General features: G+C 56.6%; 24 protein-coding genes. 10 read left to right on the forward strand and 14 right to left on the reverse strand.

Features of this window, described 5'->3' with window-relative positions:
• Positions 1-149: 149 nt before the first annotated feature.
• Both cspE and dsrB read left to right on the forward strand, forming a co-directional pair.
• A complete protein-coding gene (gene cspE, locus ACUTSW_RS00520) occupies positions 150-362 on the forward strand; it encodes a transcription antiterminator/RNA stability regulator CspE (protein ID WP_004946278.1) in 213 nt (70 codons plus the stop codon).
• 346 nt (positions 363-708) lie between these two features.
• Complete coding sequence (dsrB, locus tag ACUTSW_RS00525; RefSeq protein WP_004946272.1) at positions 709-909, forward strand: protein DsrB; 201 nt, start codon at positions 709-711, stop codon at positions 907-909.
• A 230-nt stretch (positions 910-1,139) separates the two neighbouring features.
• On the opposite strand, the gene rcsA is transcribed toward dsrB, so the two are convergent.
• On the reverse strand, positions 1,140-1,769 hold the full coding sequence (gene rcsA, locus ACUTSW_RS00530; protein WP_004946270.1) for a transcriptional regulator RcsA: 630 nt from the start codon (positions 1,767-1,769) through the stop codon (positions 1,140-1,142).
• 765 nt (positions 1,770-2,534) lie between these two features.
• A complete protein-coding gene (locus tag ACUTSW_RS00535; protein ID WP_445583416.1) occupies positions 2,535-3,950 on the reverse strand; it encodes a pyridoxal phosphate-dependent decarboxylase family protein in 1,416 nt (471 codons plus the stop codon).
• A gap of 101 nt (positions 3,951-4,051) precedes the next feature.
• Here ACUTSW_RS00535 and ACUTSW_RS00540 point away from each other — a divergent pair, with 101 nt between their 5' ends.
• Positions 4,052-4,924 carry a LysR substrate-binding domain-containing protein gene (locus tag ACUTSW_RS00540; RefSeq protein ID WP_445583417.1) on the forward strand — a complete coding sequence of 291 codons (873 nt, stop codon included), beginning with the start codon at positions 4,052-4,054 and terminating at the stop codon, positions 4,922-4,924.
• 1 nt (position 4,925) lies between these two features.
• Here ACUTSW_RS00540 and ACUTSW_RS00545 read toward each other — a convergent pair whose 3' ends face one another.
• Together ACUTSW_RS00545 and ACUTSW_RS00550 are read right to left on the reverse strand one after the other, a co-directional pair.
• On the reverse strand, positions 4,926-6,311 hold the full coding sequence (locus ACUTSW_RS00545; RefSeq protein ID WP_445583418.1) for a CoA transferase: 1,386 nt from the start codon (positions 6,309-6,311) through the stop codon (positions 4,926-4,928).
• A gap of 64 nt (positions 6,312-6,375) precedes the next feature.
• Positions 6,376-8,559 carry a glycoside hydrolase gene (locus tag ACUTSW_RS00550; RefSeq protein WP_445583419.1) on the reverse strand — a complete coding sequence of 728 codons (2,184 nt, stop codon included), beginning with the start codon at positions 8,557-8,559 and terminating at the stop codon, positions 6,376-6,378.
• 516 nt (positions 8,560-9,075) lie between these two features.
• Between ACUTSW_RS00550 and ACUTSW_RS00555 the strand changes: the two genes are divergently transcribed.
• Positions 9,076-9,774, forward strand: a complete 699-nt coding sequence (locus ACUTSW_RS00555; RefSeq protein ID WP_004946253.1) for an MgtC family protein — start codon at positions 9,076-9,078, stop codon at positions 9,772-9,774.
• A gap of 200 nt (positions 9,775-9,974) precedes the next feature.
• Positions 9,975-12,674: a magnesium-translocating P-type ATPase gene (gene mgtA, locus ACUTSW_RS00560; RefSeq protein ID WP_445583420.1), complete on the forward strand. Its 2,700-nt coding sequence runs from the start codon at positions 9,975-9,977 to the stop codon at positions 12,672-12,674.
• Between the two features lie 32 nt (positions 12,675-12,706).
• Here the strand turns inward: mgtA and ACUTSW_RS00565 are convergent, their stop codons facing one another.
• The 4 genes from ACUTSW_RS00565 to ACUTSW_RS00580 form a co-directional block, all read right to left on the reverse strand.
• Positions 12,707-13,480, reverse strand: a complete 774-nt coding sequence (locus ACUTSW_RS00565; RefSeq protein WP_445583421.1) for a DUF3307 domain-containing protein — start codon at positions 13,478-13,480, stop codon at positions 12,707-12,709.
• A gap of 2 nt (positions 13,481-13,482) precedes the next feature.
• A complete protein-coding gene (locus ACUTSW_RS00570) occupies positions 13,483-14,079 on the reverse strand; it encodes a hypothetical protein (protein WP_445583422.1) in 597 nt (198 codons plus the stop codon).
• A 114-nt stretch (positions 14,080-14,193) separates the two neighbouring features.
• Positions 14,194-14,658, reverse strand: a complete 465-nt coding sequence (locus ACUTSW_RS00575; protein WP_004946241.1) for a DMT family transporter — start codon at positions 14,656-14,658, stop codon at positions 14,194-14,196.
• Positions 14,659-14,663: 5 nt separating this feature from the next.
• On the reverse strand, positions 14,664-15,122 hold the full coding sequence (locus ACUTSW_RS00580; RefSeq protein WP_006326192.1) for a DMT family transporter: 459 nt from the start codon (positions 15,120-15,122) through the stop codon (positions 14,664-14,666).
• A gap of 101 nt (positions 15,123-15,223) precedes the next feature.
• Between ACUTSW_RS00580 and ACUTSW_RS00585 the strand changes: the two genes are divergently transcribed.
• Positions 15,224-16,144, forward strand: a complete 921-nt coding sequence (locus ACUTSW_RS00585; RefSeq protein ID WP_445583423.1) for a LysR family transcriptional regulator — start codon at positions 15,224-15,226, stop codon at positions 16,142-16,144.
• A gap of 71 nt (positions 16,145-16,215) precedes the next feature.
• Here ACUTSW_RS00585 and ACUTSW_RS00590 read toward each other — a convergent pair whose 3' ends face one another.
• Positions 16,216-16,395, reverse strand: a complete 180-nt coding sequence (locus ACUTSW_RS00590; protein WP_006319248.1) for a hypothetical protein — start codon at positions 16,393-16,395, stop codon at positions 16,216-16,218.
• Between the two features lie 121 nt (positions 16,396-16,516).
• Positions 16,517-17,626, reverse strand: coding sequence for a YbdK family carboxylate-amine ligase (locus tag ACUTSW_RS00595; RefSeq protein WP_445583424.1), 1,110 nt, complete (start codon positions 17,624-17,626; stop codon positions 16,517-16,519).
• Between the two features lie 165 nt (positions 17,627-17,791).
• On the opposite strand from ACUTSW_RS00595, the gene ACUTSW_RS00600 reads away from it, so the two are divergent.
• The 3 genes from ACUTSW_RS00600 (at position 17,792) to arsC (ending at position 19,937) form a co-directional block, all read left to right on the forward strand.
• Positions 17,792-18,130, forward strand: coding sequence for a metalloregulator ArsR/SmtB family transcription factor (locus ACUTSW_RS00600; protein ID WP_445583425.1), 339 nt, complete (start codon positions 17,792-17,794; stop codon positions 18,128-18,130).
• 71 nt (positions 18,131-18,201) lie between these two features.
• A complete protein-coding gene (locus tag ACUTSW_RS00605; protein WP_445584431.1) occupies positions 18,202-19,485 on the forward strand; it encodes an arsenic transporter in 1,284 nt (427 codons plus the stop codon).
• A gap of 20 nt (positions 19,486-19,505) precedes the next feature.
• Positions 19,506-19,937, forward strand: a complete 432-nt coding sequence (arsC, locus tag ACUTSW_RS00610) for a glutaredoxin-dependent arsenate reductase (protein ID WP_445583426.1) — start codon at positions 19,506-19,508, stop codon at positions 19,935-19,937.
• A 16-nt stretch (positions 19,938-19,953) separates the two neighbouring features.
• Here the strand turns inward: arsC and pcaD are convergent, their stop codons facing one another.
• Genes pcaD through ACUTSW_RS00630 form a run of 4 tightly spaced genes read right to left on the reverse strand, consistent with a single transcriptional unit; the run spans position 19,954 to position 23,276 of the window.
• A complete protein-coding gene (pcaD, locus tag ACUTSW_RS00615; RefSeq protein WP_445583427.1) occupies positions 19,954-20,721 on the reverse strand; it encodes a 3-oxoadipate enol-lactonase in 768 nt (255 codons plus the stop codon).
• Positions 20,718-21,920, reverse strand: a complete 1,203-nt coding sequence (gene pcaF, locus ACUTSW_RS00620) for a 3-oxoadipyl-CoA thiolase (RefSeq protein WP_006326178.1) — start codon at positions 21,918-21,920, stop codon at positions 20,718-20,720. The genes pcaD and pcaF overlap by 4 nt, the downstream gene beginning before the upstream one ends.
• On the reverse strand, positions 21,898-22,578 hold the full coding sequence (locus tag ACUTSW_RS00625; protein ID WP_062871224.1) for a 3-oxoacid CoA-transferase subunit B: 681 nt from the start codon (positions 22,576-22,578) through the stop codon (positions 21,898-21,900). The genes pcaF and ACUTSW_RS00625 overlap by 23 nt, the downstream gene beginning before the upstream one ends.
• An 11-nt stretch (positions 22,579-22,589) precedes the next feature.
• Positions 22,590-23,276, reverse strand: a complete 687-nt coding sequence (locus ACUTSW_RS00630; RefSeq protein ID WP_445583428.1) for a 3-oxoacid CoA-transferase subunit A — start codon at positions 23,274-23,276, stop codon at positions 22,590-22,592.
• Between the two features lie 245 nt (positions 23,277-23,521).
• On the opposite strand from ACUTSW_RS00630, the gene ACUTSW_RS00635 reads away from it, so the two are divergent.
• Positions 23,522-24,358, forward strand: coding sequence for an IclR family transcriptional regulator domain-containing protein (locus ACUTSW_RS00635; protein ID WP_445583429.1), 837 nt, complete (start codon positions 23,522-23,524; stop codon positions 24,356-24,358).
• Positions 24,359-24,373 lie beyond the last annotated feature (15 nt).

Here is a 24,373-nt window from a genome sequence, read left to right on the forward strand (position 1 = left end):
ACATTTTGAGTAAAGTAGTTCAAATTTAAAGCGTTATCCTAGATAGCTCTTCTCTGACGAATTTCCTTTCTAGTGCCTCCATAAGTAACTGATGACCGGCTATATCATATGCCCATGGTGGCTTACATTTAATATTGAAGGAATTAGACATGTCTAACATGATCAAAGGTCAAGTGAAGTGGTTCAACGAGTCTAAAGGTTTTGGTTTCATCACTCCAGCAGACGGCAGCAAAGATGTGTTCGTACACTTCTCTGCTATCCAGGATCAAGGCTTCAAGACCCTGGCTGAAGGCCAGAACGTACAGTTCTCTATCGAGAACGGTGCTAAAGGTCCGTCAGCGGCTAACGTTACCGCTATCTAATCGGCTTCTGCTGATTAACAAAAACCCGCCAAGGCGGGTTTTTTTGTGCCTGCAATTTGCCGAAGGCAAAAAAAAGCCCGCAAGTCTGCGGGCAAAAGTTCCTTGTTACTTCTTCATTTGCAGGCACCTCTCTGGGGGGAAGCACCTGTGAACAGCCTATCCTTTACGGTCTTAAGATTCTGCGGTCAAAACGTTAAGAAAGTGAAAAAACAGGTTGGTGCGGCGGCCTGCTACGCTTTAGAAAAGCACTAAAACGGGCGAGCTGCGGGTTTACCGGCACGGCACAGTGTTTTTCGCACCTTATTCTGTAATACACTGACATCAATGATAAATGATGGGGCACAGTATGAAAGTTAACGATCTGGTAACGGTTAAAACTGACGGTGAACTGAGGCGTGAAGGGGTGATACTGGCGGTAGAAGAATTCAATGAAGGGATAATGTACCTGGTCGCGTTGGATGACTATCCTGCCGGCGTCTGGTTTTTCAACGAGATTGACAGCCGGGACGGCACTTTCGTCGAGCTGAGACAGGGCGGAACCCGGTAGGCGCTCGGCAAAGAGCCAATCTCTCTCCAACGAATTAATTTAATCAGCAAGTTTTTCGCAAGGTTACTATTTCGGAGGGCAGGGGCTATTTTTGCTGCGGGAATACCCGCCGCGGCCGAAAATGTCGTCGCGAGCAGGTATGAGGTTATTTAAATGTTTTATATCCAGGATGACTGGTTGTAAGACATTTAAAACCAAGGCTGAGCAGAATACACGGTAAATCTCTTTACCTAGCGGCTATTGACAAATATCCCACTGGTTAAGGTGTCGGTTAAACGGACAACATGATAAATAATTTGCTTGTTGTGCGTTTTAATTTTTCTTTTGATATTTCCCTTGTGGGAAGAGACGGTCTTGGCTTTAATTTGCATCTGGTCGGATATCTGGATGGTTCCCTGACCCGACATCCACATGCGCAACATGTTTGATTCTGTTTGACTCAGCGTAACGGGCGTTTGGTCAAATGAGGTCTTTTCCGTACGAGTGGCTTTTTTCTCAAGATAGTGACTAAGTAGCTGATTCATAGTCTCTGGCTTGATGGATTTTGACGAGATGATGACATTTTTACGAACATATAAATAATCGTCAAAATGTACGTTGGTGATAGCCATAAAGATGAAGAATAAGGTGTCCGGGTGCAGTGAGATCACCCGCTTTATGCGTTCTGTCGCGTCGGCTTCGTGTATAAAGCAATCTTCGTTAATAAACACCAGGCTGGGTTTCAACTTGCTACATTTTTCATGCAGATCGTCGATATCGTTGATGGCATTAATTTGGCGTTTTTTTACTCCATGTGTTGTCAGGTAGTCTGTTAAACCCAATCTGGTATAGCTGCATGAATCCATAATGATCGTTGGCATATCGCACCCCCACTTAAATCCGTTTTACCGCGGTAACAAAAAGAAAAAGCCTGAAGCCTAAAGGCAAAAAATGGAACAAAATTTCACGTATAGCCAGTGTTCTATCAATAAACACGACGGCACTCAACGATATTTTCTTTCTAAACTAATTAATTGCATGAACCTATAAGTTTAGCTTAAGTCAGAATAATCTGCTAACCGACAAATAGCCAGTCTAGAACGCTAACTTATGCTTGAGCTGCGTGCCTGTGGGCATCGTTATGATTGAATCTGCGCATCATGTCACGAAATGAAATTTTAAATTGCTAGGAAAATTCTTAAAAAAAATTCATGTGTTGTTTTTTTAACATTTTTTAGTCTGATTTTTCAACACATCGAGTACTGTCAAACCTTTGCTTTTGTAATTTTATTAATATATATCAATTGGTTATTTATCTTATTTTCATATTTGATAATAAGAATTTTTTCTTTTTTTATCAGTTGTGATATCCGGTAGTCACATTGAGTTAACATGGAACCGGTTCTTTGTTAAGGAAACAGGCGTTATAACAACGAGTTGATGTAGCTATATGTGCTATTCCACAAAATGTGAGAAATGTCAGAGAGTGATTAATTGGTTTCTCTGAACTGTTTTGTCCATTGTGGCTAGTATGGTGCCGAAGAGGGGCGATTAGGGGACAATGCGCCAGGCCTGCTGCTTGCCGTCTGTTGGTAGCAATAACAATAAAAGCAGGACGCCGCAAGGGGCGCCCTTAAACTCTGTGATTAAAGCGCTTCAGGCAGGCAGTGCCGCAATGATTCCAGCGCCAGGCGGATATCTTCTTCTTCCGTCATCCAATTGACCAATGCGGCGCGGATCCCGGGTTGCCCGTTATAATGCGTGGGGGTGCAGCGCACTATGCCATGTCGATCGAGCCGGGCGATAAAGCGATCCCGTGCGGCCGCGGCATCCCCTTCAACGTTACTGAGAGCGAAACACACCACGTTCAAATTGACCGGCGCCAGCAGATGAAAACCCTCGCTGGCATCCAACCCTGCGCCCAACAGGCGCGCCAACTGGATATTACGCTCAACCATGTCTTGCATGCCGCTGCGGCCATAGGCCTTAAGCGCCATCCATAACGGCAGGGCGCGGAAACGCCGTGAGTTTTCCGGCGTCAGGTGCAGGTAGTCGTCCGGGCGCAACGTCGGCGCTTCCATATAGACCGAATGGTTTTGGAAAACCTGCATCTGCAGTTCCAAATGACGGGTGAATTGAATGGCGCTGTCATAGGGCACATTCAACCATTTATGTGCGTCAACGGTGATTGAATCCGCTTGCTCCCAGCCGGTCAACAGCGGGGAGTAGTGCGGTGAACAGGCGGCGACACCGCCAAACGCGGCATCAACGTGCAACCAGAACGGGTAGCGCTCGCGCAGTGCCAGCAGGCGCGGCAAATCGTCGAAGATCACGGTGTTGACCGTGCCGGCGCTGGCCAGCACGATGACAGGTGCGCCATTACTGGCGGCCAGGTGCCGTTCCAGCGCTGCGGTGTCCATGGCTTCGGAATCCGGCAGACAATCGACGATTTTCAGCGCATCGCGGCCGATCCCGAGCATGCTGAGTGCCTTCACGCTGCTGGAATGGGCATTCGCCGACAGCACCTGTATTGGCCCTAATGCCGCCAATCCCTGTTCGGCGACATCAATTCCTCGTTGTTGCCCCAGCCACTGGCGGCCAATAGCGATGCCGACAAAGTTGGCCATGGTCGCCCCGCTGACAAAGCTGCCGCTAAATGCTTTCGGTAAACCCAGCAACGACTTCAATTGTTCAATAGTGGCCAGCTCAATCGCTGCGGCCACGGTGTCGTGGCTCAGTAGGCTGTTTTGGTCTATGGCACTAACCAGCCAATCCGCCGCCAGCGCGGCCGGAGTTGCGCCGCCGGTGACAAAGCCAAAATAACGCGGCCCGGCGCTGCCTGAGAGGCCCTCGGCATAGCGTAACCAGAAATCCTCCAGCGTCGCCAAAGCGCCGTTGCCACTGTCCGCCAGTTGGTCGTCGCCCAACTGCAGCTGTTGGGCCTCAAGAGGAGGGTAAACCGGACGCTGTTTCAACCCGGCAAGAAACCCCTCTGCCAACTGGCGGGTCCGGTCGAGTATTTGTGGAAATTGGTCAAGATCCTGCTGTAAGCGAGGGTGCATCTGTGGCTCCGGAGAGAAGAGGATAAGGGTGACACCTTAGACCATTTGCTTTAGTGCGAAAATCGATGAAAAATGACCCTTTTGGATAGCTGGACTAACCAATGCTTAATGAGCGTGTTCCCTTGCATACCCTGCCGACTTTTGTGATTGCCGCCAAACTGGAGAATTTGCGCGCCACCGCGCAGCAGGTACATCTGACCCACGGCGCGGTTAGTCAACAGATCCAGCAGCTCGAACAGGCGATCGGCTGCCCCTTGTTTGAACGACACGGGCGCGGGTTGCGTTTGAACGCCGCCGGCCGCGAACTGTTGGCGGTGGCGGAACCGGCGCTACAGGCGCTGCAACAGGGGATTGGCCGCGTCAGGCGTATTGCGCAAAGCTACAGGCTGCACATCAGCGTACTGCCTTCCTTCGCACACTATTGGTTAATGCCGCGACTGCCCGCTTTCCGCGAGGCCTGCGCCGGCATTGCGCTGGATATCGACGCTTCTCTGGCGGTGCAGGATCTGTCGCGTAAGGGGTTTGATGCGGCTATCCGTATTGGCGAGGGCCAATGGCCGAACTTGCAGGCACAGCGTATCGCTTCCGGAGAGGTGGTACCGGTGGCCACCCCTGAGTTGGCGCGACAGTGGCAGGCGGCATTCGACAAGGGTTCACCGCGCACGCCGCTGCTGGAGCATGATGTTACGCCGTGGCGCAGGTGGTTCGCGGCGCACCAACGGGGGGAGTGCGGTCAGCAAATGGCGTTGTTCAATGACGCCGGTTTGCTGATCCGTGCGGCCGAGCAGGGATTCGGCATTGCGCTGGTGAAAAGGCTGCTGGTCAGTGATGCCCTGGCGGAGGGGCGGCTGGTGGCGCTGGCCGAGGCCAGGCATCTGGATAATGGCGATTTTTACCTGGTTTGGCCACAGACCGCAGGATTGACGCCGGCGGTCGAAGAGTTATTACACTGGTTACAACGCCAACTGGCCTGAATCAGCGACGCAGCCACTCCGGCTGGGAAGTGCCCAGAGCGGTAGCGGGCAGGGCCCATTGCAGCGCAGTCCCGTTCAGATGCAACGGGGCACAAAGGCGCAGCGCAGCACCCCAATGGGTCAACTCGGTTTCCGGGTTTTCATCGGCCTCGGTGACCGGCGCCAGCGGCTTTGACAGGTGCTCCAGCGGATAAGGATTATCGAACAGCATCTGTGCGGTGCGGGCCAGGGACAGCCGTGCACTGTAACCGGTGCCACGCGCCAGCCGTTCGCGCATGCCATGCAGCACCGCCGTCGCCATCAGGTAACCGGTAGCGTGATCCAGTGCCTGTACCGGCAATGGTACCGGCATGGCGGCGTTTTTCCACGTCATACCTGATGCCGCCAACCCGCAACTCATTTGCACCAGGCTATCGAAACCGCGCCGCCCACGCCATGGGCCGCTCCAGCCGTAAGCGTTCAGACAGACGTCGATCAACCCCGGTGACAACGTACGCCGTTGTTCCGCGCCATAGCCCAATTTTTCCAGCGCGCCGGCGCGGTAGCCATGAACGATGACATCGGCGTTTTGCAGTAGGTGCTCAAAGGTGTGGCGATCGTGGGCGTTATTCAGATTCAGGCGCGCGCAGCGTTTGCCGAGGAGCACTTCATGCTCGACGCCCGGTTCATCCCAACCGTAGGGATCGATACGCAATACGTCTGCACCCAACCCGGCCAGAAAGCGGGTGGCGATCGGCCCGGCGATAATCCGCGTCAGGTCCAACACCCGCACGCCGTGCAGCGGTCTGGCGGCCGGCAACGTCCAGGCAGGGGGTGGGGCTTCAGGTTGCCGCGTTTGATGGATTAACGGCTCTTGTGCGACGCTTTTGCCCTGAATATGCTGCCGCCACGCCTCGACCGAACGCATTTCCGCCGCGCAGCCACCGGCCTCTATCACCGCCTGTTCCAATTCGCTTTTTTGCCACTCCAGCACCCGTTGCGCCAGCGTGCCTTTATCCTGATGCGGCCCCAGCACCCGCTCTACCGCTTTGCGGTGATGCGGCGCATTGGTATGCAGACGGATCCAGCCGTCGCGAGTGGCATAATCGCCCGCCAGCGCATCCCAGGCGGCAGGCAGTTGCCACCCCAGCGGCCGTAAGGTCCAACCGAACCACAGCGAAGCCAGCCGGCGATCGACCAATGCCTGCTGCATACCGCCTTTGCTTTGTTGCAACAGCCCGGCGCAGGCCAGGCCGGCGGCGCCCCAACAGGCCGTAGCGAGTTCGGTCACCGGGAATGCACTGGCCAGTTCGCCTTCGCCGCTGAGCGCCAATTGGCCCACAGGAGGAGGGTTGTGGCTCAGGTTTTGCCAGATTTCTTCGAGCAGCTTTTGGGTAAGGGTAGGCATCAGTAAACTCCATCGTTGCCGATCGGGGGACTGAGCCTAGCGTAGTTCACCCCGGCCGGAGTTGCTATTGCGTGATGTTCAGGGTGCGACCGTCCGCCAGCTTGGCACGCAGGCTATGGGCGGCGATGCCCTCGAACGGCTGGTTGCCAAAGTTGGCGATCAACGTTGAGCCGTCGCTGAAGGTGGTTTGCTGTACCCAACCCGCCGTATCCAGCCAGCGGAAGTCCGTCAGCGCCTTATCCCACAACGCCTGATGCAGCGGGCGGAACGCCGCATCGCTCCGTTTGATCTCCGGCAGGCGTGCCTGCAGGGTGGCTCGGCTGAGATGGAACATCGGCGCGGTGTTGTACAACTGGCTGAGCAGACTGCGAAGGGTTTTGACATCGCTGAACTTCAGGTTGTCGTAATTCCAGTGGTGGCTGCTGATAATCGCATCGTGAAATACCGCCTGATAAAGCGGCAGGCGATAGCGCGGATCAAACTCCACCGTTCGGTAGGGTTCTTTTACCTTGGCCGGGCTGAAGAAAAAGGCCGGTTGCGCGTTTGGCCACCAGGCACCCAGATAGTAGGGCGAGGATTTATCCTGATTCATTTGCTTATCACCCCAGCCGAAGCCCCAGGTTTCCATGCCGTGGGCAAACATGATGTGGCGGGCGGTCACCGCATTGCCATCCTCAGAACCAAGCGGCAGTTTTAGCGTGTCGCTGAACCAGGCCAGCCGCGCGTTGCGCGCCTGCGCCATTTGCGCAGCGCCGGTAGGGTGATTGGGCTGATAGTCATCAGACACCATTCCCGTGCCGTCAACGTCAAGGAACAGGCTGTTCAGCCCGGCCAGTTGTATCAGGCTGCGCATGCGCTGTTGGGAATAGGGCAGTACGCAACCGGGATTCAGGTAGTAGCCTTGCTTGCCGAAACCGGGTTTTTTAGTGCCGTTGCCGCGTACGATGGCGCAGTCTTCACGCAGCGCTGCCGGCAACTGGGCCGTCAGCCAGCTGTCGTTGACTCCTCGGGGAATCGCCGTGTCGTAAGAGTCGTAACTGGCGATGAGATAGCCCAATGTCTTGGCGCTCTCCACCGCCTGCGGATGCAGAAACTCGGCGGTCCAATTATCGGTGCCCAACCACAGGCGCGGCAACCCGGCCTGATGCAGCGCCTCGATCAGTGGTTTCGCCAGCCCCTGGCCCCAGCTATCTGCCGGTGCCAGATAGGCGCCAAGCTGCCGCTGCGCCAATTCACGCATGCTGGCGGCCTGCCGATGTTGCGCTTCCAGGAAGTCTGGGTCATCCGGCGTAGCGTTGAGCGGCGTCAGCGCGACCAGCGCCTGGTTCAGAGCGTCGATCAGTGTCAGTTGTTGCCAACCCTCCGGCGTTTTTCCCGCCAGTTGGCGCAGAGCTTTCTGGTTTTCGGCCTCCATTTTTTGCCGCAGCCCTTCGCCAGGAGGGGAGGTAAGCCAGGACAACAAGCCCGGCCAGTTTTTCACGTCAGCGGGTGCCAGCAGTTTGTCGCCCCACAAATAGATATGCGTGGCGCCAATCAGTTTTTCGCCCTCCGGGGCCGAGCGGATTTTATCGCGAAGACTGCTGAACTGGCCGCTTTGCTGCAAATACTGGCGATAACGACGTGCGCCGGATAATGGCGTTTCACCCACATGCAGCAACACGTCGAAAGTCTGTTGCTGATTAAAACGGTTGAACTGGTGGCTACTGCGCATGCTGAATACGCCCTTTGCGCTGGCAAAGTTGACCTGATTGCTGAACGGCGTAAGCAGCAGCCAGCTATACACCTTGCCCTGCTGCTCCAGGCTCCACAATGGCAACTTAAGATCCCAGTTGGTATCTAGCGGCGTCATTTCCTTAACCAGATACTGCTGCCAGACGGCATTATCCAGCGGGATACGGCTGCCTTCACCTATTGACAACAACAGGGTGTCGGCCTGCTGCGGCAGGGTGAACCAATTCAACGTCTGCGCCCGGCGGGTGTTGAAGCCAAGACGCAGATCGCCGTTCTCAAGCCTGGCGGACACCTGCATGGCGCTGTCCGGCCATTGCCAACGGGCCTGCGTTGGTGTGCTTTGCAGTTCGGCCACGGCTTGCGCGGCCTGAGCCTGATTGACGATGGTTTTGCCTGTTGTGATTTGCAGCGTGGCCGGGTCGATATCAAAACGGGCCGCTCCCTGTTGCAGTAACAGGGCGTCGGCGGGGAAGGCGGTAAACAGGGCGAAACTGATGGAAAGGCGAAGCATGTTCATCGGATTGGCTGTCCTTCGGGGATTAATGTCCTGTTGAGACGCTAGTCTATAGATAATAAGCGCATCACCAAAAGCCAATGCGGCAGATTGCGTTGCACGTCAAATAAATGGCGTTATGCAGTTTAATTTCCGTTTAATAAATTCGCCTTTACATCATTACCCTGCGTCACTATACTCAGCCAAAATTTCAGTGAGGAAACACAATTGGACAGTTTTAGTTGTAGCGATATAAATAAGGCAAGCTGACCAATCCTCTTTTTGATTTGTTGCTTGCCGAAAACGGCGGGCAGCACCCCTCTCTTTTTATTCCGAGCTGTGCAAACCCGAATCTCATTGTTGTACCTGAGGCCCAATGGCATCAGGCGAATTGATTTGGACGTTATTATGGCAATTTGCAGCCACAGCCTTTTCCCTCCAGGCACTGACGCGTTCGTTCGCTAATATATTATTGGCGCAAGTTCGCGTGTGCTAAAAAGCACATGATTTTATCTCCTGCAGTTTATTAAGGGGACAGTCATGGCTATGACTCCTTTTGTTTTAAATTTATTACTGGCGATGAGCCTGGGCGCGGTTATTGGCGCCGAGCGGCAGTGGCGTCAGCGTATGGCCGGCCTGCGCACCAATGCGCTGGTGGCCACCGGTGCGGCGGTGTTTATCCTCAGCTCCATGTCCACCGATCCTTCCAGCGCCGGGCGGGTTGCCGCGCAGATTGTTTCCGGCATCGGCTTTCTGGGTGCCGGGGTGATCATGCGCGAAGGGCTGAACATCCGTGGCCTGAATACCGCCGCCACGCTGTGGTGCTCGGCGGCGATTGGCGTGTTGTGTGGCCTGGGGCAGTACTGGAATGCAGTACTGGCGACGCTGGTGATCCTGTGCGCGAATATTCTGCTGCGCGAAGCGGCGCAGCGCATCAATCTGCAACCTCAGCAGCAGGCGACCGACCTGGAACTGTGTTATCGCATTCAGGTTACCTGCGGCGAACAAGATGAAATACTGGTACGCACGCTGATATTGCAGGCGTTGAACGGCGTGGCACTAAGATTGCAATCTTTGCGCAGCGCCGATATATCCATTCCCGGCCAGCTTGAGGTTTGTGCCGAGATAACGGCCAATCCCGCAGCGCAAAAAGAAATCGAGGGTATTGTCTGCCGCGTCAGCCTGGAAAAAAGCGTGAGCGCCGTACGCTGGCGAGTGGCTTCTGAATTACCTGTTTAATTCTTCATTAATATTCACTTCATTTGGTGGTAAGGAGGCGTCATGGACGATGATCCCATAATATTGATTGTTCGACGTGATTGCCTGTGGTTATAAAACCCGGCAATGACACTGATTAAATAAAATTCCACTCTGCGCTTATTCACCTGTTAATCAGGCGGGGTAACCCTGTGCGCAGAATAAGATAAGAGAATAGCGTTATGACCTATATTAATGACAACCTACGCCGTCGCGATAAAAAAGAGGCGCCTTACGCCATCGCGCAAGAAGCGAAAAACAGCGTCGATCAGACGCTGGCAAATTTAAAATGCAACCGTAATGGCCTGACCCAGGACGACGCCGATGAACGCCTGGAGCAATTTGGCGTTAATCAGGTTGCCCATGAGAAAGCGCCGCACGCGCTGGTGCAGCTGATTGGCGCATTTAATAATCCATTTATCTTTGTTCTTATGGTGCTGGCTGCGATCAGTTTCTTTACCGATTACTGGTTGCCTCTCCGGCGCGGTGAAGAAACCGATCTCATTGGTGTGATCATCATACTGGTGATGGTTTCACTCAGCGGGCTGCTGCGTTTCTGGCAGGAATACCGGACCAACAAGGCAGCGGAAACGCTGAAATCGATGGTGCGCACTACCGCAACGGTATTACGTCGCAGCAGCTACAGCGCACAGCCTTTGACGCTGGAAGTGGCAATTCGCGAACTGGTGCCGGGAGATATCATCCAGCTTTCCGCCGGGGACATGGTGCCGGCGGACGTGCGCCTGCTTGCTTCACGCGATCTGTTCATCAGCCAGGCGATCCTGACCGGGGAGGCAATCCCGATCGAGAAATACGATGCGATGGGCAACGTCAGCCAAAAATCGAGCGAGGAGGAAGTCTCCAGCGAGCATGCGCTGTTGGAACTGCCGAACATCTGCCTGATGGGCACCAACGTCGCCAGCGGCACCGCCACGGCGGTAGTGGTGGCGACCGGCGGGCGCACCTATTTTGGCTCACTGGCCAAGTCGATCGTCGGCTCCCGTTCGCAAACGGCCTTCGATCGTGGGGTGAACAGCGTCAGTTGGCTGTTGATCCGCTTTATGCTGGTTATGGTGCCGATTGTGTTGCTGATCAACGGCTTTACCAAGGGCGACTGGAGCGAAGCGGCGCTGTTTGCTTTGGCGGTGGCGGTGGGATTGACGCCGGAGATGCTGCCGATGATCGTCAGTTCCAACCTGGCGAAGGGCGCGATTGCCATGTCGCGGCGCAAAGTGGTGGTCAAGCGCCTGAATGCCATCCAGAACTTCGGTGCTATGGACGTGCTCTGTACGGATAAAACCGGCACCCTGACTCAGGATCGCATTATCCTCGAGCATCATCTGGACGTCGGCGGCGCCAAAGATAATGAGGTGTTGCACCTGGCGTGGTTGAACAGCGCCCACCAAAGCGGCATGAAAAATCTGATGGATCAGGCGGTGATCCGCTTCGGGCGCGGCAAGCCGGGCATCGAGGCGCTGGGGCGGTTTAGCAAGGTAGATGAGCTGCCGTTCGATTTTGTGCGCCGCCGTCTGTCGATCGTGGTGGCGGATGAAAATGGCCAACAGCGGCTGATCTGCAAAGGGGCGGTGGAGGAGATGCTGGACATCGCCACCCACGTGCGCGAGGGGCAGCAGACGTTGGTGCTGGATGAGGCGCGGCGTGCGGCGCTGCAGGCGCTTGCCGCCCAGTATAATGAGGATGGATTCCGCGTGCTGGTGCTGGCGACGCGGGAGTTGGGTGAGCAGAAAGATCCCTTGCCGCTGAGCATGGCCGATGAGCGCGATATGGTGATCCAGGGCGTCCTGACCTTCCTCGATCCGCCAAAGGAGAGCGCGCAGGAAGCGATAGCCGCACTACAGGAAAACGGCGTGGCGGTGAAGGTATTGACCGGCGATAACCCGGTGATCACCTGCAAGATTTGCCGCGATGTGGGGCTGGAGCCGGGCGAGCCGCTCTCCGGCCCGCAAATTGAACAGATGGACGATGAAACGCTGGCGCGTGAGGTGGAGCAACGCACGGTCTTTAGCAAACTGACACCGCTACAGAAATCGCGGGTGTTGAAGATGTTGCAGGCGAATGGCCATACCGTCGGGTTCCTCGGCGACGGTATTAACGATGCTCCGGCGCTGCGCGATGCGGACGTCGGTATCTCGGTGGATACCGGCACCGACATCGCCAAGGAGTCGGCGGATATCATTCTGCTGGAAAAAAACCTGATGGTGCTGGAAGAAGGGGTCATCAAAGGCCGTGAAACCTTCGGCAATATCATCAAATACCTGAACATGACCGCCAGCTCCAACTTCGGCAACGTATTTTCGGTGCTGGTGGCCAGTGCGTTTATCCCGTTTTTGCCGATGCTGGCGATCCACCTGTTGATTCAGAACCTGATGTACGATATTTCCCAGTTGTCGCTGCCGTGGGACAAGATGGACAAAGAGTTCCTGCGCAAGCCGCGCAAGTGGGATGCGAAGAACATCGGTCGCTTTATGCTGTGGATTGGGCCAACCTCATCCATTTTTGATATCACCACCTATGCGCTGATGTGGTTCGTCTTCGCCGCCAACAGCGTCGAGCATCAGGCATTGTTCCAGTCCGGCTGGTTTATTGAAGGGTTGTTATCGCAAACGCTGGTGGTGCATATGCTGCGTACCCAGAAGATCCCGTTCATCCAAAGTACCGCCGCATTGCCGGTTCTGCTGACCACGGCGCTGGTAATGGCGTTGGGCATTTATCTGCCGTTCTCGCCGCTGGGTGCCTGGGTCGGTTTACAGCCCTTGCCGTGGGAATATTTCCCGTGGCTGGCCGGCACGCTGGTCAGCTACTGCGTAGTAGCGCAGATGATGAAGCGTTTTTATATTCGCCGCTTCGGTGAGTGGCTGTAATTACCCTGACCGCCGGGCGCAATGCCTGGCGGTTATAATAATTTTTTTACCAGCAGACCGAGCAAGATGGTCAGCGTAAAGGAAAACAGCGTGCCGAGCAGCACATACTCGGTACGCATTTTGTCATCGCTCTGTCGCAGGTCGCCAAAGCGAAAAATAGACTTTGCGGCCAGCAAAAAGCCGATCGCCGGAATTTGGCCGATCAGCACAAACGTCAGTATCAGCGTTCTTTCCAGGTAGCCAATCTGCTTGCCTGCGCGTAACAGCGAATCGCTATCGGCTTTGGCCGAGGGCGGCATTTGCGGCGTCCAGTGCGCCAGCAATTGCCCAATCAGAACGCCCATCGGCATATAAATCACTAAATACGCCAGTAACATCAGCCCAAACTGCCCGCCGGTAGCGGCGGCGCCAAGCGTGGCTATCAGGTTGCGGGGTTCTGGCACCAGGCACAGCCACAGCAGAACAATCACCGTCAGATGCAGGCATTGATCGAGAAGAAAGCCGCCGGCCCGGCTGAGGCGGGCCAGGAGGGTGACTTTCAGCAGGTCGATAAAATAGTGGCTGATAGCGATACCCAGCAAAGTAGCCAGCGCGGCGGCGGCGGTGAGCCCGCCATGCAGCAGACCGAAACTCGCCACCGCACAGGCGGCCAATATACCGTGCAGCAAGGCATGCAACAGCAGGAAACGCGAACGCGCGCGACGGCGAATTTTATCCTCCACCCAACTGAGCGGTTGCAGCGGGAAATCGGCCAGCAAATGTACAATCAGCAACCAGGTCAGCAACGGCGCGTAGGTTAAATCCATCTTCAGGTGATCCTGTTAATCGCGTGAATAAATCGCATGATCTCCTCATAGGCAGCTCGTTTTAGCGTTGCGGAGACCGTGGAAGCGGCTTTATGCAGTTTCTCGGCCACCTCCAGGTTGGTGGCGGCAAACATCCGCGCCTGTACTATCTGCGCCTCGGTTTGCGACAGGCGACCAATCACATGATCTAACATTGGCAACAGATCGCTGACAATGGCATTCGTCTCGGCATTGTCATTTTTCAGAGCCAGCCTGCAATTTTTATCCAGGCTGTCCAGCGCGTGGCCGGAATTCACAAAGGCGCTGGCATAACCTGCCGCTCGCTCCTGGCCATCTCCCAGGCCCACCGCGATGCGGGCGTCCCACTGGCCGACGTCCATTGCTTTGAGTGCGATACGGATATATGCCGCCAGCAGCAGGCCGGATTGCGATTCGGCCACCGCCTGGAAGCCATCGCCGCGGAAAATCTCGAACCGCTGTATAAGCTTGGCCTGTTGCAGCCGGTTGAGCAGGGCGTTTAGCCCGGTAATGTAATTTGCGGTGTCGAATTGCCGGGAGTTGACCAGATCGCCGGTGATTACGCTGAGTTGCGTTTGCATGCTTTTCTCTGCTCTGAAGCGATAATTTACCGTTAAAATTCGCACCTAAATACGAATATGTCAATTATTCGTATCTGAATGCGAATTTAGCGTTTATTCGCTTCTAAAGGCGAATTATTCGCGCAATTTAAGAACGTTATGGATCAGCGCAATAAGGGGTTTTTCCCTCCGCGCCAGAGCGACGCCGAGCAGGATCAGCCCGACACCCAAGATCTGCGCACCGACCGGAGCGCCGCTGTCGCGCAGGCGATCTATGATGACGCCCGCCAGCATTTGGCCGCTGATAATCAGCAGTGCGGCGCGCAGAGTGCCAAGGCGCGGCAGCACGTAACTGTTCAGCGCCACGAACAGCGCACCGATGACCCCGCCAAGGTAGGCTCCCCACGGGGCATGACCAAGCGGGAGGCCATTGAACCCGCCCCCCGTCGCCAGCAGCAGACTGAGGAACAAAAAACCGACGATGTGATTGCAGAGCGAGGCCTGGAAAGCGCCGCGACTTAACGCCAGACGGCCATTGACCGCGCGGCTGATGCTGATGCAGACGCCATTGAACAGCGCGAGGAGTACCAAGGTTAGCATGGCGGTTATCTCAGAAAAATAAGCAGGGCGCAGCCGGCGAGGATCAGCAGCGTGGCGATAATGTCGTTGGTGCGCAGGCGGCGTTGAATGACGCCAAACCAGCCGCGGCTGTCGGAAAGCATGCCGAACAACACCTGACCGGTAAGCATGAGCGCCAGGCTACCGGCAAGCGCCAGCGGGCTATTGACGGTGATGGCGGCCACTACCACGGTCAGGGCACCCGGAATACCGCCCAAATAGGCCCAGCGGGGGGGCGCCGTCGCAGGAGAGAGGGGCGTACGGCGGCGCAGCAACAACAGCAGCAACAACCAGGCGGCGATCGCGCCAACGCCATGAGCCACCCAGGAAGCGAATAGCGGGCTGTTATAGCTCGCCAGTCCGCTGTTGACGCTGATCATCAGGGCCAGCAAAGCACCGGCGGTTAACGCCAGCAAAGGATCGGAGAAACGTCCGCGTATCATCATGTCAGGTTCCATTTTTACAGTGGCGAACAGCGTACATTGTTTTTGTTATCGTCATAATCCACTACAATGGAAACTCATTGTTGAGTAAAAGTTGACGATAAATGACCGATAATTTTGCGGCTATCCCGTTGTTTGTAGCGGTAGTGGAATGCGGCAGTTTTTCAGCGGCCGGCCAGCGGCTGGGCATTACCAAGTCTGCGGTAAGTAAACGCATTACCCAACTGGAAGGCTCGCTGGGCGTGCAGTTGCTGCATCGCACCACCCGCAGCCTGAGCCTGACCGAAGCGGGCGAGCAGTATTTTGGTTATGCGCGGAACGCCTGCACGGTGGCGCAGGAAGGGGAAGACGCCATCACGCGATTGCAGGGGCAGCCGCAGGGCATTTTGCGGCTCAGCGTGCCGATGGTGTTCGGCCGTTTGCACGTTGCGCCGTTGATTCCGGTTTTTTTGGCCGCCTGCCCGGAGGTGGAAATCAATATGATGATGGACGATAAGCTGGTCGATCTGGTGGAGGGGGGCTATGACCTGGCGATCCGCATTGGCCGGCTTGCCGATTCGAGCCTGATTGCCCGGCGTATCGCGCCTTGCTACAGCGTATTGTGCGCTGCGCCGGCTTATCTGACGCGCTGCGGCACGCCAAAGGATCTGGTGCAGTTGGCGCAGCATAACTGCCTGTTTTACAGCTACTACCGTGCTGGCAGCGAATGGCAGTTTCAGGGGCCTGAAGGGGCGGTACGTTTTCAGCCGAGGGGGAATTACCAGGTAAATAACAGTGAGGCGCTACGTGAAGCGTTGCTCGCCGGCCTGGGTGTTTGTCAGATGCCGACCTTTATCGTCGGAGACGATCTTGCGCAGGGGCGGCTGATCGAACTGTTGCCGGATCACAAGCTGCCGGAACACGCGATTTATGCCGTGTACCCGGAACGCAAACACGTGCCGGCGAAAGTCATGGCCTTTGTCGATTTCCTGCTGGCGCACTTGGGTGGGGAACGGCCTTATTGGGACGTCCAACGTCAGACATGAAAGCGCATTGTCATTCAGCCGGGAATACGCACGCCTGTTTGGCATGCCACCGGCGAAGGCTGAGGTGGGGTTTAAAAGCTTTTTACCAACATTTCGCGCGGTTGCTCGGCGCCGTGCTTCAGCAAGTATTCAAAAGATCTTTCGCTGCTTTTCAACTGCTGCAGAAATTCTTGCGGTGACAGATCGTGTTTTTTGCCGCTCATATAAGCCAGCGCCAGTTCTTTTGCCTGATAGCGTGAGAAATTGTACATCGTGCCCCCGGTGAGAATAAATGGTGTTTTGTTAAGGCTGATTGTAGGGGAATAGCACGTAATGAACAGTCGCTTTGGCGTATGGAATCGATAGCTGAAACCTGTGTGGTGGCGAGCCGTTTTAATGCGGCGGCTGCAACAGTTCGTGGCAGAGTTGTTTGATCACTTCCTTTTGCTGCAGGCCGTTATGCCGCAGGCGGCGTATGCGGTCCGCATCGTTCAGCGCGATCTTGACGTAATGCTCAACACCATCGAGCAGCGCGTTTTCTTCGCTGTTTTGCACGCCAGGCCGCAGGACGGCGAGTGTGGCCAGCATATGCGATGTCAGGCTGCAGCGGCGCAGCGTGGCGGGATCCACATAGTCGGCGCCAAAGCCGTGGCGGCAGGCATTGATCTTGTTGTAGTTGGTAAAGGCGACATATTCCGCAACAACCCTTTGCCTGTTATCCAACAGGTATCTGGCCAGCAGCCGGCAGTAACCGGCTAATGTGGCCGCATGGTGAATATGCAACGGCGTATCGCAGACCCTGACTTCCACCGTACCTAACTCCGGTTTTGGACGCACGTCCCAATAAATGTCCTTGATACCTTCAATCACCCCGGCACTGGTAAGTCTTTCATAATAGACAGTGAATTCGTCCCAATTATAGATTTGCTCAAGGCAGCCGTAGTTGGGGAAAGAGTTTTGCGCGCTGAAACGGGAACTGGCAAACAGGGTATCGACGCCCTGGTAGAGCGGCGAAGAGGCGCTCAAGGCAATCAGATGCGGCAAATAGGGCGTCATGGCATGGCACAGATACATAGCCTCGTCACCGTCGTTGACGCCGATATGGATATGTTGGCCGAACACGCAGGCCAGCTTGGAGAGGTAGCCAAAGCGGCTGGCCAGCAATGTGTAGCGTTCGGAGTCGGTAATGACCTGTTGACGCCAGTCGTTGCTCAGATGGCGGCCTCCACCGCAGACGTCGCAATCAATGCGCTGTGCGCTTGCGCGTATCTTCCCGGTCAGCTCGTTCAGCTCTGCCAACAGTTCGCCGATATCGGTATGCACCGAACTGTTTAACTCCACCATCGATTTGGTCAGCTCGTGCTTGACGCGTTTTTTGTCGTCGACGTCCACCACCACCCGGTCGGCCTTGTGAGACAGATCGTAGCTGTCATTGTCCACCAGTTGCAGTTCTATCTCCGTGCCAAGGGTAAGCCTTTCCGAACATTTGAAGGGTAGCGACATCACACATCTCCAGAACTGCGGCGATGTACTCAGTATAGTGCGTCAGTAGGGCCTTGACGTTCGCGGATGCTTTGTAAAAGGGCTATTATATTTGATTATCCATATGTGTTGTTGACATCGCCCGGCTGCGAATTATGATGGCGGCTATCATTCGGAGAGAAATCTATGCCATCACTGACACCGCTGAAACTGTTTAAAAATCTGTCGGACGACACCCGGTTGAACCTGGTGTTATTGTTGCGCCAGGCAGGGGAACTGTGCGTATGCGAGCTGTCCGGTGCGTTAGACGAGTCGCAGCCCAAAATTTCCCGTCATCTCGCTATGCTGCGTGAAAGCGGCCTGTTGCTCGATCGCCGTGAAGGTAAGTGGATCTTTTACCGGTTGTCACCGCATATGCCGGCCTGGGCTGCGGCGATTATCGAGCAAGCCTGGCTCAGTCAGCAGCAAGGGTTCGCCGAACTGGCACAGCAAGCTGCATCGGGTGGCCGGGCGCTCTGCCGGTAACGTTAAAAAATTTGTTTTTATATATTCGAAAATTCATATGTATTTGTGGCGTGATGCGCCAGGGAGAGATGATGCTACTGGCTGGGGCAATTTTTATTCTGACGCTCATTTTGGTGATCTGGCAGCCAAAAGGGTTGGGCATTGGCTGGAGCGCTTCGCTTGGGGCGGTGCTGGCACTGCTGACCGGCGTGGTGCACCTTGGCGATATTCCCCTGGTTTGGCACATTGTCTGGAACGCCACGGCGACCTTTATCGCGGTGATCGTCATCAGCCTGTTGCTGGATGAGTCCGGCTTCTTTGAGTGGGCGGCGCTGCACGTTGCGCGCTGGGGCAAGGGCAAAGGGCGGTGGTTGTTCACCTATATTGTGTTGCTGGGGGCTAGCGTGGCGGCGCTGTTCGCCAACGACGGCGCGGCACTGATCCTTACGCCGATTGTGATTGCGATGCTGCTGGCGCTGGGGTTCAGCTCGGGCGCCACGCTGGCGTTCGTGATGGCGGCGGGATTTATTGCCGACACAGCCAGCCTGCCGCTGGTGGTCTCTAATCTGGTGAACATCGTCTCGGCAGATTTTTTCAAGCTGGGTTTTACTCAGTATGCCGCCGTGATGGTGCCGGTGGACATTGCCGCCATTGTCGCAACGTTGGCGATGCTGCACCTGTATTTTCGCAAGGATATTCCGGTGAGCTATGACCTGGCGCTGCTGCGGCCGCCGCGCGAGGCGATCCGCGATTTACCGACCTTTAAAGCCGGTTGGGGCGTGTTGGCCATGCTGCTGGTGGGTTTCTTTGGCCTGGAGCCGCTTGGCGTACCGGTCAGCCTGGTCGCCGCCGTGGGGGCGTTGATCCTGCTGGCAGTGGCGAAAAGGGGGCATGCGATTGACACCGGTAAAGTGTTGCGTGGTGCGCCCTGGCAGATCGTAGTGTTCTCGTTGGGCATGTACCTGGTGGTCTACGGTTTGCGCAACGCGGGATTAACCGATCTGTTGTCCGGTATGCTGAATAGCCTGGCCGAGCGGGGGCTGTGGGTGGCCACGTTGGGGACCGGCTTTCTGACGGCGTTCTTGTCTTCGATCATGAATAACATGCCGACGGTGCTGGTGGGCGCGCTGTCGATCGACGGCAGCAACGCGGACGGCGTGATCAAGCAGGCGATGATTTACGCCAACGTAATAGGCAGCGATCTGGGGCCGAAAATTACCCCGATCGGCAGCCTGGCTACGCTGCTGTGGCTGCATGTGCTGTCGCAGAAAAATATCGTCATCACCTGGGGATATTACTTCCGGGTGGGGATAGTGATGACGCTTCCGGTGTTGTTTGTCGCGTTGGCCGCTCTGGCCCTGCGCCTGTCGCTTTAGTGTTAACAAGAGAGAACCCCATGAGCCAGATAACCATTTACCATAACCCGGCCTGCGGCACCTCGCGCAATACGCTGGCATTGATCCGTAACAGCGGCGTGGAGCCTGCGGTGATCTTGTATCTGGAGACGCCGCCCAGCCGTGATCAACTGGTCAAACTGATTGCCGACATGGGCATTTCCGTGCGTGAGTTGCTGCGCAAAAACGTCGAACCTTACCAACAACTGGGGCTGGCGGACGCACAGTGGAGCGATGCTCAACTGATCGATTTTATGTTGCAACAGCCGATTTTGATTAACCGGCCGATCGTGGTGACGCCTTTGGGCACGCGGCTGTGCCGCCCGTCGGAAGCGGTGCTGGATATCCTGCCGGATCCCCAGCAGGGTCCGTTCAGCAAAGAAGACGGCGAGCCGGTGATTGATGCTTTGGGGCAACGAATCACGGGAAAATGACAGGCCCGCCGGCCCGTCATCCTTTCTCGGTCAGGAACTCGATAACGTTTTGGCCGAACGCTTCCGCGCAGGCCACGTTGGAAATATGCGAGGCCGGCAAGACGTTTAACCGGGCATGTGGCGCGTTGGCTACCAAAAATTCGGCGTCCGCCACGGTGGTGACCGGATCATGCTCCCCCGCAATGACCAACATCGGCCGCGCCATCTGGCGGGTTTGGTTACGAAGATCGGCCTGCGCCAGCGCGTCGCAGCAGGCTGCGTAACCGGCGGCGTCGCCTGCTGCCAGCCCGTCAACCAGCGCAGCAACCTGCTGCGGCGAGCGCTGCAAAAAGGCTTCGGTGAACCAGCGTGAAGGGGATGCGGCGGCCACCGCCGCCAACCCCTCGCAACGCACTTGCTGCGCACGCTGCTGCCAGCCTTCAGCGCTGCCGATGTGCGCGGCGGTATTTGCCACCACCAAGCGCTTGATGCGTTGCGGGTGGTAGCGGTTGAGCCACAGCCCGGTCAGCCCGCCCATCGAAATGCCGCAGAAGTGGGCGCTTGGCGCACCCAGCCGGTCGAGCAGGTCGACAACGTCATTGCCTAGCGTTTCCAGCCGCAGCGGGGTTTCCGGCAAGGGGGTTGCACCGTGGCCGCGTTGGTTGTAGCGCAACACGCGAAAGTGTTCGCACCATGCCGGCAACTGCGCCTGCCACATGTCGAAGGTGGTGCCGAGCGAGTTGGACAGCACCAACAGCGGCGCACCGGCGCGGCCATCGAGGCGATAGTCGATGTCCATATTCATACCCGCTCGATGATCAGCGCAATACCTTGGCCAACGCCGATGCACATGGTGCATAACCCGTAGCGTCCCCGGGTTTTCTGCAATTGCCAGGCGGCGTTCATCACCAGCCTGCCACCGGAAGCGCCCAGCGGATGGCCCAGCGCAATCGCGCCGCCGTTCGGGTTCACCTGTGCGGCGTCGTCACTCAGTCCCAGCTCACGAGTCACCGCCAGCGCCTGCGCTGCAAAGGCTTCGTTAAGTTCGATAACGTCCATTTGATCGAGCGTCAGACCGGCGATTTTCAGCACTTTGCGCACCGCCTCTGTCGGCGCAAAGCCCATAATCGAAGGTTCAATGCCGGTCACGGCGCTGGCGACAATGCGTGCCATTGGCTGCAAGCCGTGGCGGGCTACTCCGCGCTCTCCGGCCAGCAACAGTGCGCAGGCACCGTCGTTCAGCCCGGAGGCATTGCCGGCGGTGACGGTACCCTGCGGATTAACTACCGGTTTCAACTTCGCCAGTGCCTCGAGCGTAGTGGCGCGCGGATGTTCATCCTGGCGGAACAGCAGTGGGTCGCCTTTTTTCTGAGCCAGACTGACTTCGATCAGTTGCTCGGCAAAGAAACCGCTTTCCTGGGCCGCTGCGGTGCGTTGCTGGCTGCGCAGGGCGAAAGCATCCTGATCCTGGCGGCTAATGCCAAACTTCAGGGCTACGTTTTCAGCGGTCTGCGGCATAGAGTCCACGCCGTATTGCGCCTGCATTTGCGGATTGATAAACCGCCAGCCCATGGTGGTGTCTTCTATTTTCATCGCCCGGCTAAAGGCGCTCTCCGCTTTGCCCATCACAAACGGCGCCCGCGACATGCTTTCCACGCCACCGGCAATCATCAGCTCACTTTCACCTGTCTTGATGGCGCGGGCCGCCATCGCCACCGCATCCAGGCTGGAGCCGCACAGACGATTGAGGGTGCAACCGGGGATCTGCACCGGCAGGCCGGCCAGCAGCAGCGCCATGCGCGCCACGTTGCGGTTATCTTCTCCCGCCTGGTTGGCGCAGCCGAGCAACACGTCGTCTACCGCGCTCCAGTCAAGTTGCGGGTGGCGCGCCTGTAGCGCTTTCAGCGGCAGGGCGGCCAGATCGTCGGCGCGGACAGTGGCGAGACTGCCGTTCAGACGGCCAAAAGGCGTACGAACGGCGTCACACAGATAGGCTGGATTCATGCGTTGGTTCTCCGTGCTGAAGGGCAAAGGTCAACTCGACCGGGGTGACTTCCTGTAATTGCTGCGGGGTCAGCCCGCCGAATATTTCGCGTACCACCAGGCCCTGAGGCGTAACGTCCATCACTGCCAGATCGCTGTAGATGCGGTCAATGCAGCCGACGCCGGTCAGAGGATAGGTACAGTGGCGGACAATCTTGCATTCGCCTTTTTTGGTCAGATGTTCGGTCATCACAAAGACCTGGCGTGCGCCAATCGCCAAATCCATCGCGCCGCCGACTGCCGGAATGGCCCCCGGTGCGCCGGTGCTCCAGTTGGCGAGATCACCCTGTTCGGAGACCTGATAAGCACCCAGTACGCAGATATCCAGGTGGCCGCCGCGCATCATGGCGAAAGAGTCGCCGTGATGGAAAAAACAACCGCCTTTCAGCAGCGTGACCGGCTGTTTGCCGGCGTTGATCAGATCAGGATCCTCCAGCCCCTCTGCCGGTGCAGGGCCCATGCCGAGGATGCCGTTTTCGCTGTGCAGAAAAATTTCTTTGTCCGCCGGCAGGTAGTTGGCGATCTGCGTCGGGATGCCGATGCCCAGATTCACATAGGCGCCTTCCGGGATGTCGCGCGCAATGCGCTCGGCCAACTGCTGATGAGTGAGTTTTGACATAAGTCCGTTCCTTAAGCCGACAGTTGCGCTGCGCTTGCCGGGGAAGTTACCAGGCGTTGCACGAAGATCCCCGGCGTGATGATGGTTTCAGGATCCAACTGGCCCAGGGGCACCAGCTGATTGATTTCAGCGATGGTGCAATGGGCGGCCATCGCCATGATCGGCCCGAAGTTGCGCCCGGTTTTGGAATACAGCAGGTTGCCCCAGCGGTCGCCTTTTTCAGCCTTGATCAGAGAAAAATCGGCCTTTAGCGGCAGTTCAAACACGTACTGGCGGCCGTCTATCTCACGGGTTTCCTTGCCTTCCGCCAGTTTGGTGCCGTAACCGGTCGGCGTGTAGAAGCCGCCGAGGCCGGAACCGCCGGCCTGAATGCGGGCGGCCAGATTGCCCTGCGGGATCAGCTCCAGTTCCAGTTCGCCGCGGCGGTACAGATCGTCAAATACCCAGGAGTCGGACTGGCGCGGGAAAGAGCACACCACTTTGCGCACACAGCCGGCCTTCAGCAGCGCGGCCAGGCCGAAATCCCCGTTACCGGCGTTATTGCTGATCAGCGTCAGCTCGCGCGGGCGGTGGCGGATCAGCGCATCCAGCAGGGCGCAGGGTTGGCCGGCAGGGCCAAAACCACCGACCATAAGGGTGGCGCCATCCGGTATATCGGCGACGGCGGCGTCTGCGGATGCCACGTTTTTATCGATCATCAGCTCTCCTGAGTAGGCTACGGTTAATTCAGCGTCACACTGGTGGTTCTGGCTCTAAATTAAATGATGAAAAATACAGCGACAAGTGCGAATATCAGCGTATTGTGCGATTATCGAAACATTGGTGGTTGAGCTGCTCATTTTGTGATGCAGGTAACTAAATCGATATTTGGCGTTGTTTCGGCACTGTTTTCGGCACTTCGGGCGTATCAGCCCAGGCGTCATCGAAAGAAGGGAGGATCAGGATGGGTGATGTTTCGGAATTTGGCGGCGGAGAGCTGCGCCGGTTGCAGGAGATAGGCGATTTAAGCAACGAGAGGTACAAGGGCGATCCCAACTTTATGGCTTCGCTGGCCCGGGGGTTAGAGGTGTTGCAGGCCTTCCAGCCGCAGTATTCACAGATGTCGGTTTCCGAAATCAGCCAGATTACCGGTATTCCGCGCGCTGCGGTGCGCCGTTGCCTGTACACTCTGCGGGCGCTGGGTTTTGTGCATTGCCCCGATGGCCGACATTATCGGTTGCTGCCTCGGGTGCTGACCATCGGCCACGCCTATCTTTCCTCTTCCGAACTGGCGAAGGCGGCGCAGAATTCGCTGGATTACCTTAGCAAGCTGCTCAACGAGTCCTGCTCGGTGGCAACGCTCGACGGCGACAACATTTTGTATATCGCTCGCGCCTCGGTGAAGCGCATCATGACGATTGATCTGGGGCGAGGCAGCCGCTTGCCGGCCTACGCCACGTCAATGGGGCTGGTTTTGCTCAGTGCGCTGAATGAGGAACAACTGGAGGATTATCTGTCGCGGGTGACCTTCGAACCGCTGACCGAGCACACCGTGACCAACGCGGAACAGTTGCGTGAACAGTTGGCGAAAGTGCGCAGGCAGGGATATGCCATCAACGATCAGCAACTGGAGATTGGTCTGCGTTCGATCGCTGTGCCGATGCATTCGCGCAAGGGCGGCGGCGTGGTGGCGGCAATGAACGTGGGGGTCAATGCTTCGCAAATTTCCTCGGCGGAGCTGCGTGAGCGGGTGCTGCCACAGCTGCAACGCGCGGCGATGGAACTGGCGCTGCTGCTGTAGCCGCTAACCCGGTGG

This window comes from Serratia sp. TSA_198.1, from assembly GCF_052686505.1.